Origin of the sequence: Pantoea sp. WEP (assembly GCF_041678305.1) — a bacterium.
Classification (GTDB): Bacteria; Pseudomonadota; Gammaproteobacteria; order Enterobacterales; family Enterobacteriaceae; genus Pantoea; species Pantoea dispersa.
The window spans coordinates 316,001-331,466 of sequence record NZ_JBGNXB010000001.1 but is presented as its reverse complement, the minus strand read 5'-3'; the positions used below and the strand labels follow the sequence as shown (position 1 = coordinate 331,466).

The window sequence follows — 15,466 nt, the reverse complement described above, 5'->3', positions numbered from 1 at the left end:
TTATATTCTAGCCGAAATTGTTACAAAGCATATTAAACAGCAGCTTATCTTTAATTTTAACCGCGAACTGCGGCTCCGCTCGCGCTTTTCTGACTGATTTTGACGCCGTTTAGCGCTTGTCTGAAAATCAGCGGCGTTTTCTGCCGGCGAGTGGTCCAGCCAGGCCGTCCCGCTTCCGCCGTCAGGCGGGGCGCGCCATTTGGCTTAAGTTTCGCCTGCAGGATAAGCCAGCGGCCACGCTCAGCAGCATAAAATATCGCGTTTTCGCCGCTGACTGCGTATCCGCGCTCGGAACAGTGCCAGTGCGCGCGCAAAATAAGGCCAGCGTTAAATAAAGTGATTTAAATCAGTCAGTAAACTCCCCTTTCCTCTGCGCAAATGATCTCCGACACTGCATCGGTACCTGCTTACTGAGTTCATGTGGAGAAGAAAGATGAAAAAAACCGTTGTTCTGCTGAGCGCTCTGGTACTCACCAGCCTCACACAGGTTCAGGCCGCTACGCCAGCGGGCGAAGCCGCCGGCGCTCAGGCGTCGACCACGGCCAAAGGTAATTCCGATGCTATCGGCATCGGTGCGGTGGGTGCCCTGCTCGGCGTCGCGCTGGCCACCATGGGCGGCGGCGATCACGGCGGCAGCAGTACCTCAACGACCACGGCGACCACGCCGGGCAAATAACGCTTATCTGGCGCGGCAAGGCTGCGGCGCTTCCCCCCTCTTATACTGCCAGCCCTTTCGCCAGCGGAGAATAAGTTGCGCCCCGGCTTGTTTCACCAGGCCATTACTCTCCGCCTCTTTTTTCCTCACTTTCCGTGACGTACTCAATGCGGTTCACAAACCACACCTTCTGTCCTTCCGGCGTGTTTACCGTCACCTCGTCATCCACCTCTTTTTTGATCAGCGCGCGCGCCATCGGCGAGTCGATGGAGATGTAATCTTTCACCGTATCGCCATAGATCTCGTCCGGTCCGACGATGCGAAAACGCTTCACGTCGCCCTGCTCATTCTCTACTTCCACCCAGGCACCGAAGAACACTTTGCCCTCCTGCTGCGGCGCATAATCAACAATTTTCAGCTCGGCGAGGCATTTACGCAGATAGCGCACGCGGCGATCAATCTGGCGCAGCAGGCGCTTGTTATAGGTGTAATCGGCGTTTTCAGAGCGATCGCCCAGGCTGGCGGCCCAGGAGACAATGCGGGTGATTTCCGGCCGCTTCTCATTCCACAGATGGTCGTGCTCAGCACGCAGCTTGTTATAGCCTTCGCGGGTAATCAGTTGGGTTTTCATCGCTTCACTCGTGGTTACAGCCCTGTTCACTGCACAGAGGCTATCACAAAGCCTTACCTGCCCGGACAGGCACCCAGCGTCTTTTTCATCAGGCGCACATAATCGGCGACCAGGCCGGGCGTCCAGGTCATGATTTCTGCCCGTTCGCGCAGCACGCAGGCGCCCCAGAATGCCGGCTGCAACAGCAGCGCAAACACCTGCTGCAGCCGCTGGCCGTAATAGCCTTCAAACGCCACGTCCAGCGCATCCACCACGGTGGTCGAACAGTTTTTTGCCGTCAGATTATACAGGCTGTCACCACGGTTGGCCTGCCAGTAGCTGGCGAGCGCCTGCCCGTTGTAGTGCTGAAAACTGAAGGTTAAATCCGGGCTGCGCCAGTCGGCAATCTCTGCCGCCAGCGAGGGGAGAAACCGGCCGGGGCGATCGTTAATCTGTCCGGCCAGCAGCAGACGCGGCAGCTCGTGCGGTTGCGGATCGATCTCCTGCTGCGGATAAAGGCTGATGTAGCCGCGCTCGCCAAAGCTCAGTGCCGCGTGGCCGGTACAAAAGTGCCCTTCACCGTTAATCACGCCGATGTAACGGTCAATCACATAGCGCTTCGGCTGTTGACTGGCTTCAGACTGCGCCTGCCAGACGTGGACACAGAGAGGAAATGCCGCAGCGTCCGGCGGAAAGCGGGCCTGCTGCCACGGCCGGAGCCGCGCGATATGACGATGGCCGCGACAAAACCACGGCAGCAGCGTAACGGACTGACCCGCCGGCAGGCGCTGCCACTGGCGCCAGACGCGCCATACCGTCAGGCTGAACGACAGCAGCAACAGTACCAGCCAGCTGCCCAGCAACACGCAGGTATGCAGGTTGTCATTGAAAAACAGCACCACGCTCAGCACCATCTCGCCGCAGCCCAGCATAAAATGTCGCACCCAGCGCTGACGCTGAATCAGCGCCGCGCTCAGGCAGCGAAACAGGCCGTTAAACAACAGGCAGATTTCCATCACCGTCAGCAGCAGTTTCTTCAGCTGCCTTTCGTCCCCGTGCCACAGCGCGCCGGCCAGCAGCGTGCCGACAAAAATCAGGGAAAACAGCAGATTGAGCCAGCGCTGCAGCGACACCTCGCCGCTCAGCAGGTTAAACAGCAGCGACAGCGACAGTAAGAGCGCCAGCACCTGTAGCGACAGATTGATATGCCCATCGACCAGCACGTCCGCCACGATCATGCCGGCCAGCAGCACGCCGCACAGCGCCAGGCCATAAATCAGCAGACGATAACGCACCAGCAGCTCGCGTCCGGCCAGCAGCAGCAGTAATTTGATCATTGCTTCACCCTCCTTCCGTGGTTTGCCGCGGATTATAGGGCAGAGGCGGGGCGAGCCTGGCAGCAACCGGCACGCCATTGCGCTGGGGTTTAACACATAGGTGGCTAAGTTTCTCTGAGTTGCGCGCTGCATTCAGAAAAAGACGGATTCACCGGTCAGCGGCTGGCAATTTGCGGCCTCAGTCCGTATAACTGTCCCCTATTTCTAACCCTGTGTAAGCAAGACCGTTACTGATGATGAAAGATTCGCTGAGCCAGATTATCGCAGGTGAGCTGAAGGCACGCGCCGACCAGGTTGACGCCGCCATTCGCTTGCTGGATGAAGGGAACACAGTGCCGTTTATCGCACGTTACCGTAAGGAAGTGACCGGCGGGCTGGATGATACCCAGCTGCGTACGCTGGAGAGCCGTCTCGGCTATCTGCGTGAGCTGGAGGAACGCCGCCAGTCGATTCTGAAATCCATTGATGACCAGGGCAAACTGACACCGGAATTAGCCACTGCCATCAACGGCACGCTGAACAAAACCGAGCTGGAAGATCTCTATCTGCCTTATAAGCAGAAGCGCCGCACGCGCGGGCAGATCGCTATCGAAGCCGGGCTGGAACCGCTGGCTGAGACGCTGTGGAACGATGCGTCTCAGGACCCCGAGCAGCTGGCAGCGCGTTATGTCGACGCGGACAAAGGCGTCGCCGATGTGCGTGCCGCGCTGGATGGCGCACGCTATATCCTGATGGAGCGCTTCGCCGAAGACGCCACGCTGCTGGCGAAAGTGCGTGATTACCTGTGGAAGAACGCCCATCTGGTTGCGCGCGTGGTGGAAGGCAAAGAGGAAGAAGGCGCTAAATTCCGCGACTACTTCGATCATCACGAAGCGCTGAGCAGCGTGCCGTCGCACCGCGCGCTGGCCATGTTCCGTGGCCGTAACGAAGGCATTTTACAGCTGTCGCTCAACGCCGATCCGCAGTTTGATGAAGCGCCGCGCGAAAGCTACGGTGAAACGCTGATCGCCGACCACCTTGGTCTGCGCCTGAACAACGCACCGGCCGACAGCTGGCGCAAAGCCGTGGTCAGCTGGACCTGGCGCATCAAGGTCCTGCTGCACCTCGAAACCGAACTGATGGGCACCATCCGCGAACGGGCGGAAGACGAAGCGATCAACGTGTTTGCCCGTAATCTGCACGATCTGCTGATGGCGGCCCCGGCCGGCATGCGCGCCACCATGGGCCTCGATCCTGGCCTGCGCACCGGGGTCAAAGTGGCGGTGGTCGATGCCACCGGCAAGCTGGTCGCGACCGATACCATCTATCCGCATACCGGCCAGGCGGCCAAAGCCGCGACCTCGGTGGCGGCACTGTGCGCGAAACATCAGGTTGAACTGGTGGCGATCGGCAACGGCACCGCTTCACGTGAAACCGAGCGTTTCTTCCTCGACGTACAGAAGCAGTTCCCGCAAATCAAAGCGCAAAAAGTGATTGTCAGTGAGGCCGGAGCATCGGTCTATTCCGCTTCCGAACTGGCGGCGCAGGAGTTCCCCGATCTCGACGTTTCGCTGCGCGGTGCGGTGTCTATCGCCCGTCGTCTGCAGGATCCGCTGGCAGAGCTGGTCAAAATTGACCCGAAATCGATTGGCGTTGGCCAGTATCAGCACGATGTCAGCCAGAGCCAGCTGGCGAAAAAACTCGATGCGGTGGTGGAAGATTGTGTGAACGCCGTGGGCGTCGATCTGAATACCGCTTCGGTGGCGCTGCTGACGCGCGTCGCCGGCCTGACGCGCATGATGGCGCAGAACATTGTCAGCTGGCGTGACGAAAACGGCCGTTTCCAGAACCGCCAGCAGTTGCTGAAGGTGAGCCGCCTTGGGCCGAAAGCCTTTGAACAGTGCGCCGGCTTCCTGCGCATCAACCACGGCGATAATCCGCTGGATGCCTCAACGGTGCATCCGGAAGCCTATCCGCTGGTGGAGCGCATTCTCGCCGCTACGGAACAGGCGCTGAATGAACTGATGGGCAATCCGGGTAGCCTGCGCGACCTGAATGCGCGCGACTTCACCGATGAGCGTTTCGGGCTGCCGACCGTCACCGATATCATCAAAGAGCTGGAGAAACCGGGCCGCGATCCGCGTCCGGAGTTCAAAACCGCGCAGTTTGCCGAAGGCGTGGAGACGCTCAACGACCTGCTGCCGGGCATGGTGCTGGAAGGTGCGGTGACCAACGTGACCAACTTCGGCGCGTTTGTCGATATCGGCGTGCATCAGGACGGCCTGGTGCACATCTCTTCGCTGTCGGACAAATTCGTAGACGATCCGCATCAGGTGGTGAAAGCCGGCGATATCGTCAAAGTGAAGGTGATGGAAGTCGATCTGCAGCGTAAGCGTATCGCGCTGACCATGCGTCTGGATGAGCAGCCGGGTGAGAGCAACGCGCGCAGCGGCGGCAACCGTGGCGCAGGCAAAGAGGCCGCGCGGCCAGCCGCCGGTGCCAAAGGCCGCGGCAAACCTGCCAGCGCCAGCGTCGGTAACAGTGCGATGGGCGATGCGCTGGCGGCCGCGTTTGGGAAGAAACGCTAAGCAGCGCACGAGTACAGGAGGTTGATAAATTGTCCTGGCGGACTACGCTGAAAAAACCGTGTGAAAAAATGGCCTTCCGCGTAATCCGGCGATCCGATGGACATTATCAACTTCCTGCTCGATGAGATTTATGAAGGTAGCTTCCCCGTCGCGGCGCGCGAGCGCCTGCTTTCGCACATCCGCGCGGCGCGCGACACGGTAAAGCTGCCGCGTAAAGCGCACTGGGATGAAAAAGACGTGGTGCTGATCAGTTACGCCGACCAGTTCCGCGAACCCGAGCAGCCCACGCTCGCCAGCTTTACGCGCTTTTATCAGCAGCATCTGCAGTCCACCTTCAGCCTGGTGCATCTGCTGCCATTTTTCCCCTACTCGTCCGACGATGGCTTCTCGGTTATCGATTACCACAAAGTGAACCCGATCTGCGGTGACTGGCAGCACATTACGGCGCTGCACAGCGAAACCCGGCTGATGTTCGATTTCGTCTGTAACCACATGTCGGCGCACAGCGCGTGGTTTCGCCACTTTCTGGCGCAGGATGCCGGCTGGGACGACTTCTTTATCAGCATGCCGCCTGCCACCGATCTCAGTGCCGTGACGCGCCCGCGCACCTCACCGCTGCTGACGCCGTTTACCCTCGCTAACGGCGACACGCGCTTTATCTGGACCACCTTCAGCGCCGACCAAATCGATCTCAACTTCGCCAATCCGCAGGTGCTGATCCGCATGGTGGGCGTGCTGCTGGATTATCTCAACAAAGGCGCGGATTACGTGCGGCTGGACGCGGTGGGCTACATGTGGAAAACGCCGGGCACACGCTGTATCCATCTGACCAAAACCCATCAGCTGGTGAAGCTGTTTCGCGCCATCGCCAACGAAGTCGCGCCAGGTACGGTGATCGTGACCGAAACCAACGTGCCGCATCAGGATAACATCAGCTATTTCGGCAACGGCCACGACGAAGCGCAGATGGTCTACCAGTTTTCGCTGCCGCCGCTGGTGCTGCACGCCATTCACTCCGGCTCGGCGCGCGCGCTGCGCCAGTGGGCCAGCACGCTTGAGCCCGGGAATGGCGGCACCACCTTCTTTAATTTTCTCGCCTCGCACGACGGCATTGGCCTCAATCCGGCACGCGGCATTTTGTCGGAAGTGGAGATTGTGGCGCTGGTGCGTGAACTGGCGCTGGAGGGCGCGCTGGTGTCCTATAAAAACAACCCGGACGGCAGCACCAGCCCGTATGAAATCAACGTAACGTATCTGGATGCGCTCAATCACCAGACCGACGATGACGACACGCGCCTGCGTCGCTTCCTGCTGGCGCACGCGATTCTGCTGGCCTTTCCCGGCGTGCCCGCCATCTATATTCAAAGTATTCTCGGCTCGCGCAATGACAACGAGGGCGTGCGCGCTGCCGGACACAACCGCGCCATCAACCGTGAGAAGTACAGCCTGCGCGATATCGAACAGCAAATCAGCGGCGGCAACCCGCTGCGTCAGCAGGTGTTTGAGCGGCTTAGCGCGCTGATTCAGCTGCGCACCCGGCAGCCGGCGTTCCATCCGGACAATCGGATGACGCTACTGGAGAGCGACAACGCGGTGCTGCTGCTGCGCCGTCACGCGGCGGACAGCGACGAAGGGTTACTGTGCGTGTTCAATCTCAGCAGCCGCGAAATCAGCACCACGCTGCCGCAGGCGCGCCCTTTTCAGGATGTGATCAGCGGGCAGCGCGTGGATGGCAGCCAGCCGCTGGTGCTGGCCGCCTGGCAGTTTATGTGGCTGCGTGGATGAACTGCTGCACCTGCTGGCAGAACGCCTCCGGGTGCGAAATAAACGGCGCGTGCGCGGCCTTCGCGATGACAACCGACTGCGAATGCGGCCAGCGCGCATCCAGCTGCGGCGCAATGCGGCGCGGCACCAGGCCATCCAGCGCGCCATAGATACGCAGGAACGGCAGCGTCAGCCCATCCAGTGCGCTGCGCAAATCATCGTGGCGCAGAATGTTCAATCCCCCTTCCAGTACCGCTACCGACGGCATCGGCTGCGACAGCACTACCTCTTTCAGCTGGCGCGCATCCTGACGCGCATTTTCCGTCCCCATAGTTTGCAGCGCGAGAAAACGCTCCACGGTGCGCTGGAAATCGCTGCTCAATTGCTGCTGGAACGTCGCCAGCGTCTCAGGCTGGATGCCCGGCCATTCATCCCGGGCGGTAAAGCACGGCGACGACGCCACGCTAATCAATGCCGCCACGCGATCGGACTGGCTCAGCGCCAGCTGGCTGGCCACTAAGCCGCCCAGCGACCAGCCGAGCAGCACGGCGCGCGCTGGCAACTGCGGTAATAGCTGCTGCGCCATCTGCGCCAGGCTCAGCGGCCCAAATCCCTGGCTGCGGCCAAATCCCGGCAGGTCCACCAGGTGCAGACGAAAATGCGGGCTGAGTCGCGGAACAATGTGTTGCCACACTTCGGCGTTCAATCCCCAGCCGTGCAGCAGCACAAGATCGCGATCGCCTGTGCCTGTGGTGTGCCAGTAAAGCGAACTCATCGGTTACACTCCCGAAAAGTGAAAAGGAGGTCGCTATGCTAGCAATCCCGGCCCTGTGTTGGCTATGCCGTCTGCCGCTGCGTATCGCCCGGCACGGCCTGTGCAGCGTATGCCTGCGTCAGCTACCGGCACTGCCGGCGCTCTGTCCCTGCTGCGGACTGCCGGCCAGCGGCGATCAGCCGTGCGGACGCTGTCTGCGCCGGCCGCCGCCGTGGCACGCTCTCACTTGCGTGAGTGATTATGTGCCGCCGCTGAGCGAATGGGTGCAGCAGCTCAAATTCTCGCGCGCAACCGCACTCAGGGTGATGCTGGCGCGGCTGCTTTTGTTAAAATTATTAACAAAGCGCCGCCAGCAGCCGTTGCCGCGTATCGATTTGGTGCTGAGCGTGCCGCTGCATCGCCGCCGCGCGTGGCAGCGCGGTTATAATCAGGCCGCGCTGCTGGCTAAACCGCTGGCGCGCTGGCTCGGCTGTGAATACCGCGAAGGGCTGCGCCGGGTGCGTCACGGTGCGGTGCAGCATGCGCTCAGCGCCCGCGCCCGGAAAAGCAACCTGCGTGGCGCGTTTCGCCTTGAAATGGCGGTGCGCGGACGCCACATCCTGCTTATCGATGATGTGGTGACCACCGGCAGCACGGTGGGGGAAATCAGCCGCTTATTACTGGCGCAGGGCGCGGCCAGCGTACACATAGGATGCCTGTGCCGTACCTTGTAGAGCGTCGGCGTTGGGCGTATTATAACCAGGTATTTTAGTCAACTATTGAGCAATCGCCATGATCCGTATTACTGATACTGCGCAAGAGCACTTCGCAAAACTGCTGTCAAAACAGGAAGATGGCACCCAGATTCGCGTATTCGTTATTAACCCGGGTACGCCAACCGCCGAGTGCGGCGTCTCCTACTGCCCGCCGGACGCGGTCGAAGCCACCGATACCGAACTGAAGTTCGACAAGCTGTCTGCGTATGTCGATGAGCTGAGCGCGCCGTACCTCGAAGATGCGGAGATCGACTTCGTGACTGATAACCTCGGTTCACAGCTGACGCTGAAAGCGCCGAACGCCAAGATGCGTAAAGTGTCGGACGATGCACCGATGGTTGAGCGCGTGGAGTATCTGCTGCAGGCGCAGATCAACCCGCAGCTGGCCAGCCACGGCGGGCGCGTCTCGCTGATGGAGATCACCGACGAGGGCTATGCCATTCTGCAGTTCGGCGGCGGCTGTAACGGTTGCTCGATGATTGACGTGACGCTGAAAGACGGCATCGAGAAAGAGCTGCTGGCCGCCTTCCCGGAACTGAAAGGCGTGCGCGATCTCACCGAGCATCAGCGCGGCGAGCACTCCTACTACTGATAGAAGATGCGGCAGCCACCCCGGCTGCCGCGTGTTTTACTGCTTCTTACGCCCTTCATTGACGATCGCCAGCAGCCGCTGCACTTTCCGGTAACTAAACAACTTCTCCAATGGTACGCGCAGTTTGCGCCGCCAGTTGGGGTATTCGGCTACCGTGCCCGGCACGTTGACCGGCGTCTCCATTCCCAGCCAGTCCTCCGGCTGCAGCCCCAGCAGGGCGCTGTCGGTAAATGCCAGAAAGCGGTGCACGCCCTGATTCAGCGCGGGCGTCAGCCGCTGACCCGCACTGTTTTTGCTGCGTGCGTCAATCGCCTGCGCCTCGCTCATCGCCTTCAGCAGCGCTTTTCTCTGCCCATCGCGTTCGGCGATGGCCGCGTTCAGCATGCTGCGTCTGGCGAACAATCCCAGCTGATTGCGCAATTGCAGATCGGCGGCATGCCAGAATCCGCTCAGCGTCGGTAAATCATGGGTACTGGCACTGGCAATCGACTGGCGCGGATAGGCTGCCGGTGGCCGGAACTGCCCCTCCTCCCCGCATTCGAACATCAGCACCTTCCACGAAAAAATGCCGCGGTCGCGCAGCAGGCTGACGATCTCCTGCGGTACGGTACCGAGATCTTCACCGATCACCATACATCGCTGGCGCTGACTCTCCAGCGCAAGGATCGCCAGCAGGTCGTGCACCGGATAGGCAACATACGCGCCTTTGTCGGCACCTTCGCCATAGGGAATCCACCACAAACGCAGTAGCGCCATAACGTGATCGATGCGCAGCGCCCCGCAATCGCGCATATTGGCGCGCAGCAGATCGATAAACGGCTGATAGCCCCGCGCGCGCAGCACATGTGGATCGAGCGGCGGCAGCGCCCAGTTCTGCCCGAGCGGGCCAAGCGGATCCGGCGGTGCCCCCACCGATGCGCCCAGCTTATACAGCTGCGGATCCTGCCAGGTTTCCGCGCTGTGCTGTGCCACGCCAACCGCCAAATCGCGATATAAACCGACCGCCATCCCCAGCTGCTGGCTACGCTGCCAGCAGGCGGCAAACTGCTGCTGCGCCAGCCACTGCAGCCAGCTCCAGAACAGGATGTCGTCCTCATGCTGCGCGCACCACTGCTGCACCTCCGGCTGCTGCGCCTGCTGCCAGCCTGACGGCCACTTTTCCCAGCCCCACTCATCGGGATGCTGCTGGCTGCGCGCCGCTACGATGGCGTCAAACGCCGCCTGATAGCGCAGCGCATCGCCGCCTTCAGCCAGAAACTGCTGAAACGCCGGCTGCCGGGTCAGCTGCGGCTGTGCGTGCTGCCAGACAAAACGCAGCGCAGTCAGCTTGAGCGTCGTCACCGCGCGATAATCGACAAACGCTGCGCTGCGCGCCTGTTTTAGCGCTTTGCGCGTTGGCGCGCTGTGCCACCAGCGCTGGGCGGCGTCACTGTGGGTGAATTCGTCGATTTGATTGATGTCGATGTACAGCACGTTGAGCCAGCGGCGCGAACTCGGGCTGTACGGGCTGACGTGCTCCGGCTGCGCCGGATAGAGCGCATGCAGCGGGTTGAGACCGATGAAATCGCCGCCGTGAGCGGCGACCTGCTCCAGCATCTGCATCAGATCGCCAAAGTCGCCGATGCCCCAGTTACGCGCCGAGCGCAGCGTGTAGAGCTGCACCAGCGCGCCCCAGCGCTTCTCCCCCTGCGCCAGCGCTGGCGGCAGATAACAGCGCGCCGGTGCGATGATAATGCGCGTCTGCCACTGCTGGCGTGAAGTGCTCAGCGTGAGCTGATGGTAGCCCTCGGGCAGATTCTGCCGGCAGCGCCAGGCTTTCTCCCGCGCTCAGCGTGCCGTCGTAGTGCTGCCCCTGCTCGCTCACCAGCTGCCAGCGGTAGTCGTCGCTGCCCTGCGGCGTCAGTTCAGGCTGCCCGGGCGGCGTGAACACCAGCACCGACGGCAGCGGTGGCGCGTTGCCCGTCGGGGCGTCCATCAGCGCCAGCAGCGCGCGTTTGGTGTCGTCGCTGATGGTCTGTGACTCACCTTTATTGTTGATAAAACTCAGTGCGATACCGGCATCCCGTGCAGCCTGATCCAGTTTCTTCATGGCCATGTTGTCTCCTTCGTTGCCGTGCGCACATTACGCATGCAGCGTCATTTTCCGGCGGCTCAGCGCGCCGCCTGCCAGATACGCTGTTGATAATCGCGAATCGAACGATCGGCACTGAAGCGGCCGGTATGCGCCGTGTTGAGAATCGCCGCTTTGGTCCACGCTTCCGGATCGCGCCACAGCGCTTCGACGCGCTGCTGTGCCGCGATGTAAGCGGCGAAATCGGCCAGTACCAGCCACGGATCGCCCTGTTTGCTCAGGCTCTCCAGCAGCGGCGCAAATACCTGCCGGTCGCCGTCGCTGAATTTGCCCTTTTCCAGCTCCTTCAGCAAACCGTCGAGATAGCGATCGTGCTTACGCAGTTTCTTCGGACTGTAACCGTCGGCCTTCAGTGCTTTCACCTCATCCACCGTGTTGCCAAAGATAAAGATATTTTTCTCACCGACTGCCTCGGCAATCTCCACGTTAGCCCCGTCCAGCGTGCCAATCGTCAGCGCGCCGTTGAGCGCCAGCTTCATGTTGCCGGTACCGGAGGCTTCGTAACCGGCCGTGGAGATCTGCTCCGAGAGATCGGCTGCCGGAATCATCAGCTCGGCGGCGGTAATCCGGTAATCCGGCACAAACACCACCTTCAGGCGATCGCCCACCAGCGGGTCGTTGTTGATCACCTCCGCGACTTTATTGATGGCACAGATAATGTTTTTTGCCAGCAAATAGCCGGGCGCCGCCTTGGCGCCAAACAGAAAGACGCGCGGCACGAAGTCGGGATTGTCCGGGTTATCGCGCAGCTGGCGATAGCAGTGCAGGATGTGCAGCAGACTGAGATGCTGGCGTTTGTATTCGTGCAGGCGCTTGATCTGCACATCAAATAGCGCGTCCGGATTGATATCGATGCCGGTCACGCGTTTGATGTACACCGTCAGCCGCAGTTTGTTTTGCTGCTTGATGGTGCGGAACTGCTGGCGAAAGCTTTTCTTCTTCGCCAGCGGCGCCAGCCATTCCAGCGCGTCGAGATCGTTGGCCCACTCCACCTGCAGGCTGTCGTCAATCAGTGCGGACAGCAGGGGGTTGCACTGCTTCAGCCAGCGGCGCGGCGTAATGCCGTTGGTGACGTTATGAAACTTGTGTGGCCACAGCTGGTGATATTCCGGGAACAGATCGTTAACCACCAGCTGCGAGTGCAGCGCTGCCACACCGTTGACGGCGAAACAGCTCACCACGCACAGATTGGCCATGCGCACTTCGCCTTCGCTCACCACCGCCAGCTTGTGCCAGAGGGCACTGTCGTTCGGCCAGCGCTGTTTGACCTGCTGCTTCAGCTGGCGATTGATCTGTTTGATGATTTGCAGATGGCGCGGCAGCAGTTCGCGCAGCAGGCTCGCCGGCCAGCGCTCCAGCGCCTCCGGCATCAGCGTATGGTTGGTATACGCAAAGGTGCGGCTGGTAATGTGCCAGGCGTCGTCCCAGCTCAGGCCATGCTCATCCAGCAGCAGACGCAGCAGCTCCGGAATAGCGATGGTGGGATGGGTATCGTTGAGCTGAATCACTTCGAAATCCGGCAGCGTATGCAGCGCACGGCCCGCCAGCCGGTGACGACGCAGTATGTCGCTCACCGCGCAGGCGCACTGGAAATACTGCTGCATCAGCCGGAGACGTTTACCTGGCGCATGGTTGTCATTGGGATAGAGCACTTTGGTCAGCTTGTCGGCTTCAATGCCCGGCTGCTCCGCCTGCAGGAATTTCCCGGCGTTAAACAGCGTCAGGTCAAACGGCTGCGCACTGGTGGCTTGCCACAGGCGCAGCGGCAGCGTGATGTCGTTGCGATAGCCGATTACCGGCAGATCCCAGGCCTGGCCGATCAGCTGCTGTGCCGGACGCCACTCGACGCTGCCGTCGTCGCGCTTTTTGACCTTACCGCCCAGCCCCACCGGCACATCCAGCGCCGCGTTGTGGCGGAACCACGGATAGCGATCGCGCTGCCAGTCATCCGGCGCTTCGTGCTGCTGTCCGGCCACGAACGACTGACGAAACAGGCCGTACTGATAGTTGAGGCCGTGCCCCATCGCCGGCTGGCCGACCGTCGCCATCGCATCCATGTAGCAGGCCGCGAGCCGTCCCAGTCCGCCGTTGCCCAGCGCCGGATCGACCTCCTCCTCCAGCAGTTCATTCAGCTCAACCTCGTGCTCTGCCAGCGCGGCAGCCACCTCGTTATACCAGCCGAGATTGAGCAGGTTATTGCCGGTCAGCCGGCCGGGCAGAAACTCCATCGAGAGATAATTAACGTGGCGCTGAGCGCTTTTCGGCGGCACGGGTGGCTGTGCGGCGAGCAGTTCCATCAGCGCCCGGCTGAGCGCCTGCCACCATTGATGCGGCGTCATCTGCCGGGCGGAAGTCAGTCCGAGCTGCTGCCACTGGCGGGTCAGCGCGGCGTCAAAGCGGGTTTTATTGAATTTTAGCGGCGACATAGTGCATCCCTTTGCATCCGAAACGGTAAACACGGGCAAGCGCAAATCTGAAAGAGTAAGTTAAGCCGGGGACGCTGAAAAAAGCGACAGGGAAATGAAGATGCAGTGAAAAAAGGCGTGCCGCTGCGGCCTGGTCGCCATCAATGGCGACCCTACAATAAGCGCGATGACCTGGTGCCTCACAGGGTGCGCATTGATGCGCACCTGGGAAATCAGCACAGCTCCAGATGCACTTCGTGCTGTTCAATCACCTTCAGTACGCTTAACGGCGGGGTTTGATCGGTATACAGGTAATCAATCAGGCTCATGTTGCCAAGGTTAACCATGGCGTTACGGCCAAACTTCGAGTGATCCACCACCAGCATCACGCAGCGCGAGTTCTCGATAATGGCGCGTTTGGTGCGCACTTCGTGATAGTCGAACTCCAGCAGCGAACCGTCCATATCAATACCGCTGATGCCGAGAATGCCGTAATCGAGCCGGAACTGAGAGATAAAATCGAGCGTGGCTTCCCCCATGATACCGCCGTCGCGCGTGCGCACTTCACCGCCGGCAATAATCACGCGGAAATCCGGCTTGCCCATCAGCAAAATCGCCACGTTGAGGTTGTTGGTGACGATACGCAGATTGTTGTGGTTGAGCAGCGCATGCGCCACCGCTTCCGGCGTGGTGCCGATATCAATAAACAGCGTTGCGCCGTCCGGGATCTGGCTCGCCACGCGCTCGGCGATGCGTGCCTTTTCCGCCGACCACATCATTTTGCGATCCTGCCACGCGGTGTTTTCCGAGCTGGAAGGCAGCGCTGCGCCGCCGTGATGACGCTGAATTTTGTTTTGATCGGCCAGATCGTTCAGATCGCGCCGGATAGTCTGCGGGCTGACCTCAAAGTGATCCACCAGCTCTTCCGTACTGACATACCCCTGACGCCGGACCAGATCGATAATGGCGTCATGACGTTGCGTCTGCTTCACATCTCTCTCCTCGGCTCAAGGCCGTGTTCTTTTTATCCTGCTGCTAGCGACGTGCGCGTTTGCGCGTATCAACGAACGCCATTGCCAGCCCCACCAGCAAACCGGTGACGTGCGCAGCGTTCGCGATCGACAGGCCAAAGGCGCCGTACCAGCCAATCACCAGCCATACAATAGCGAAGCCAATCAGGCCGCGCTCGAGATAAATGCCACTTTCGGGATCGCGCTCGCCGCGCAGCCAGCAGTAGCCCATCAGCGCATAGACCACGCCGGACAGCCCGCCAAACAGCACGCCGCTGAATTTCGCCTGCATCCAGCCGCTCAGCAGCGCTGAAATCAGCATGATAACGAACAGCTTGCCGCTGCCGAGACGCTTCTCTACCGCACCGCCGAGATACCACCACCACATCAGGTTGAACAGAATGTGCAGCAGCGAGAAGTGCAGCAGCGCGTGGCTGAACCAGCGCCACACCTGAAAATACTGGGAGGAATCCGCCGGCCAGGCCAGCCAGCCGAGTACCACATCGTCGCCGACAATCTGCATCAGGATAAACACCGCCACGCAGGCGATCATGATGGTCAGTGTGAGCGGACCTGCGCGTTCGCGAATGTTTGCCCAGATATTGCCACGCTCATAACGCAGACCGCTGTCGGTGGTACCGCTGTGCCAGCTCGCCGCCTGATAGCGTGGATGGTTGGGATCGCGCACGAACTGCGCGAGTTCGTTTTCGACCATCTCCAGCTTGCTGTCGTCATCCAGCACAATGACACAGTGACTTTCGCGCTCAATGCGCAGCGTGACGCCACGCGTCGCCATGTAATCCACAAACGCCTGCGCCATGCGCGGCTGGTTAAACTGGGTGATGCGCATCATGCGGTGCTCTCC

11 protein-coding genes and 1 pseudogene are annotated in these 15,466 nt (G+C 60.6%); 5 read left to right on the top strand and 7 right to left on the bottom strand.

All coding sequences use genetic code 11. The annotated features are described in order from the left end of the window. Positions 1 to 433: 433 nt before the first annotated feature. Positions 434 to 676: an exopolysaccharide production protein YjbE gene (gene yjbE / locus ABVR31_RS01455; RefSeq protein WP_021507409.1), complete on the top strand. Its 243-nt coding sequence runs from the start codon at positions 434 to 436 to the stop codon at positions 674 to 676. A gap of 103 nt (positions 677 to 779) precedes the next feature. Here the strand turns inward: yjbE and greB are convergent, their stop codons facing one another. Both greB and ABVR31_RS01445 read right to left on the bottom strand, forming a co-directional pair. After that, positions 780 to 1,286, bottom strand: coding sequence for a transcription elongation factor GreB (gene greB / locus ABVR31_RS01450; RefSeq protein WP_058780186.1), 507 nt, complete (start codon positions 1,284 to 1,286; stop codon positions 780 to 782). A gap of 53 nt (positions 1,287 to 1,339) precedes the next feature. Beyond that, positions 1,340 to 2,602: a hypothetical protein gene (locus tag ABVR31_RS01445; protein ID WP_215800575.1), complete on the bottom strand. Its 1,263-nt coding sequence runs from the start codon at positions 2,600 to 2,602 to the stop codon at positions 1,340 to 1,342. Between the two features lie 236 nt (positions 2,603 to 2,838). Here ABVR31_RS01445 and ABVR31_RS01440 point away from each other — a divergent pair, with 236 nt between their 5' ends. Next, a complete protein-coding gene (locus ABVR31_RS01440) occupies positions 2,839 to 5,169 on the top strand; it encodes a Tex family protein (protein ID WP_125309889.1) in 2,331 nt (776 codons plus the stop codon). A gap of 96 nt (positions 5,170 to 5,265) precedes the next feature. Further along, positions 5,266 to 6,954, top strand: coding sequence for an alpha-amylase family glycosyl hydrolase (locus tag ABVR31_RS01435; protein ID WP_372771718.1), 1,689 nt, complete (start codon positions 5,266 to 5,268; stop codon positions 6,952 to 6,954). Here ABVR31_RS01435 and bioH read toward each other — a convergent pair. After that, entirely contained in the window at positions 6,935 to 7,708 is a 774-nt protein-coding gene (gene bioH / locus ABVR31_RS01430; protein WP_262256883.1) for a pimeloyl-ACP methyl ester esterase BioH, read from the bottom strand. The two genes, ABVR31_RS01435 and bioH, sit on opposite strands and share 20 nt — an antisense overlap. A gap of 35 nt (positions 7,709 to 7,743) precedes the next feature. Between bioH and gntX the strand changes: the two genes are divergently transcribed. After that, positions 7,744 to 8,421, top strand: coding sequence for a DNA utilization protein GntX (gntX, locus tag ABVR31_RS01425; protein WP_059011196.1), 678 nt, complete (start codon positions 7,744 to 7,746; stop codon positions 8,419 to 8,421). A gap of 58 nt (positions 8,422 to 8,479) precedes the next feature. Further along, a complete protein-coding gene (gene nfuA, locus ABVR31_RS01420; RefSeq protein ID WP_021507402.1) occupies positions 8,480 to 9,055 on the top strand; it encodes a Fe-S biogenesis protein NfuA in 576 nt (191 codons plus the stop codon). 36 nt (positions 9,056 to 9,091) lie between these two features. On the opposite strand, the pseudogene malQ reads toward nfuA, so the two are convergent. From malQ to glpG, 4 genes and pseudogenes are all read right to left on the bottom strand, one after another. Next, a pseudogene (gene malQ / locus ABVR31_RS01415) lies at positions 9,092 to 11,150 on the bottom strand (4-alpha-glucanotransferase). 56 nt (positions 11,151 to 11,206) lie between these two features. After that, entirely contained in the window at positions 11,207 to 13,612 is a 2,406-nt protein-coding gene (gene malP / locus ABVR31_RS01410) for a maltodextrin phosphorylase (protein WP_372771717.1), read from the bottom strand. 212 nt (positions 13,613 to 13,824) lie between these two features. Beyond that, entirely contained in the window at positions 13,825 to 14,583 is a 759-nt protein-coding gene (locus ABVR31_RS01405; RefSeq protein WP_058759319.1) for a DeoR/GlpR family transcriptional regulator, read from the bottom strand. A 43-nt stretch (positions 14,584 to 14,626) separates the two neighbouring features. Then, positions 14,627 to 15,451 carry a rhomboid family intramembrane serine protease GlpG gene (glpG, locus tag ABVR31_RS01400; protein ID WP_058759383.1) on the bottom strand — a complete coding sequence of 275 codons (825 nt, stop codon included), beginning with the start codon at positions 15,449 to 15,451 and terminating at the stop codon, positions 14,627 to 14,629. Positions 15,452 to 15,466 lie beyond the last annotated feature (15 nt).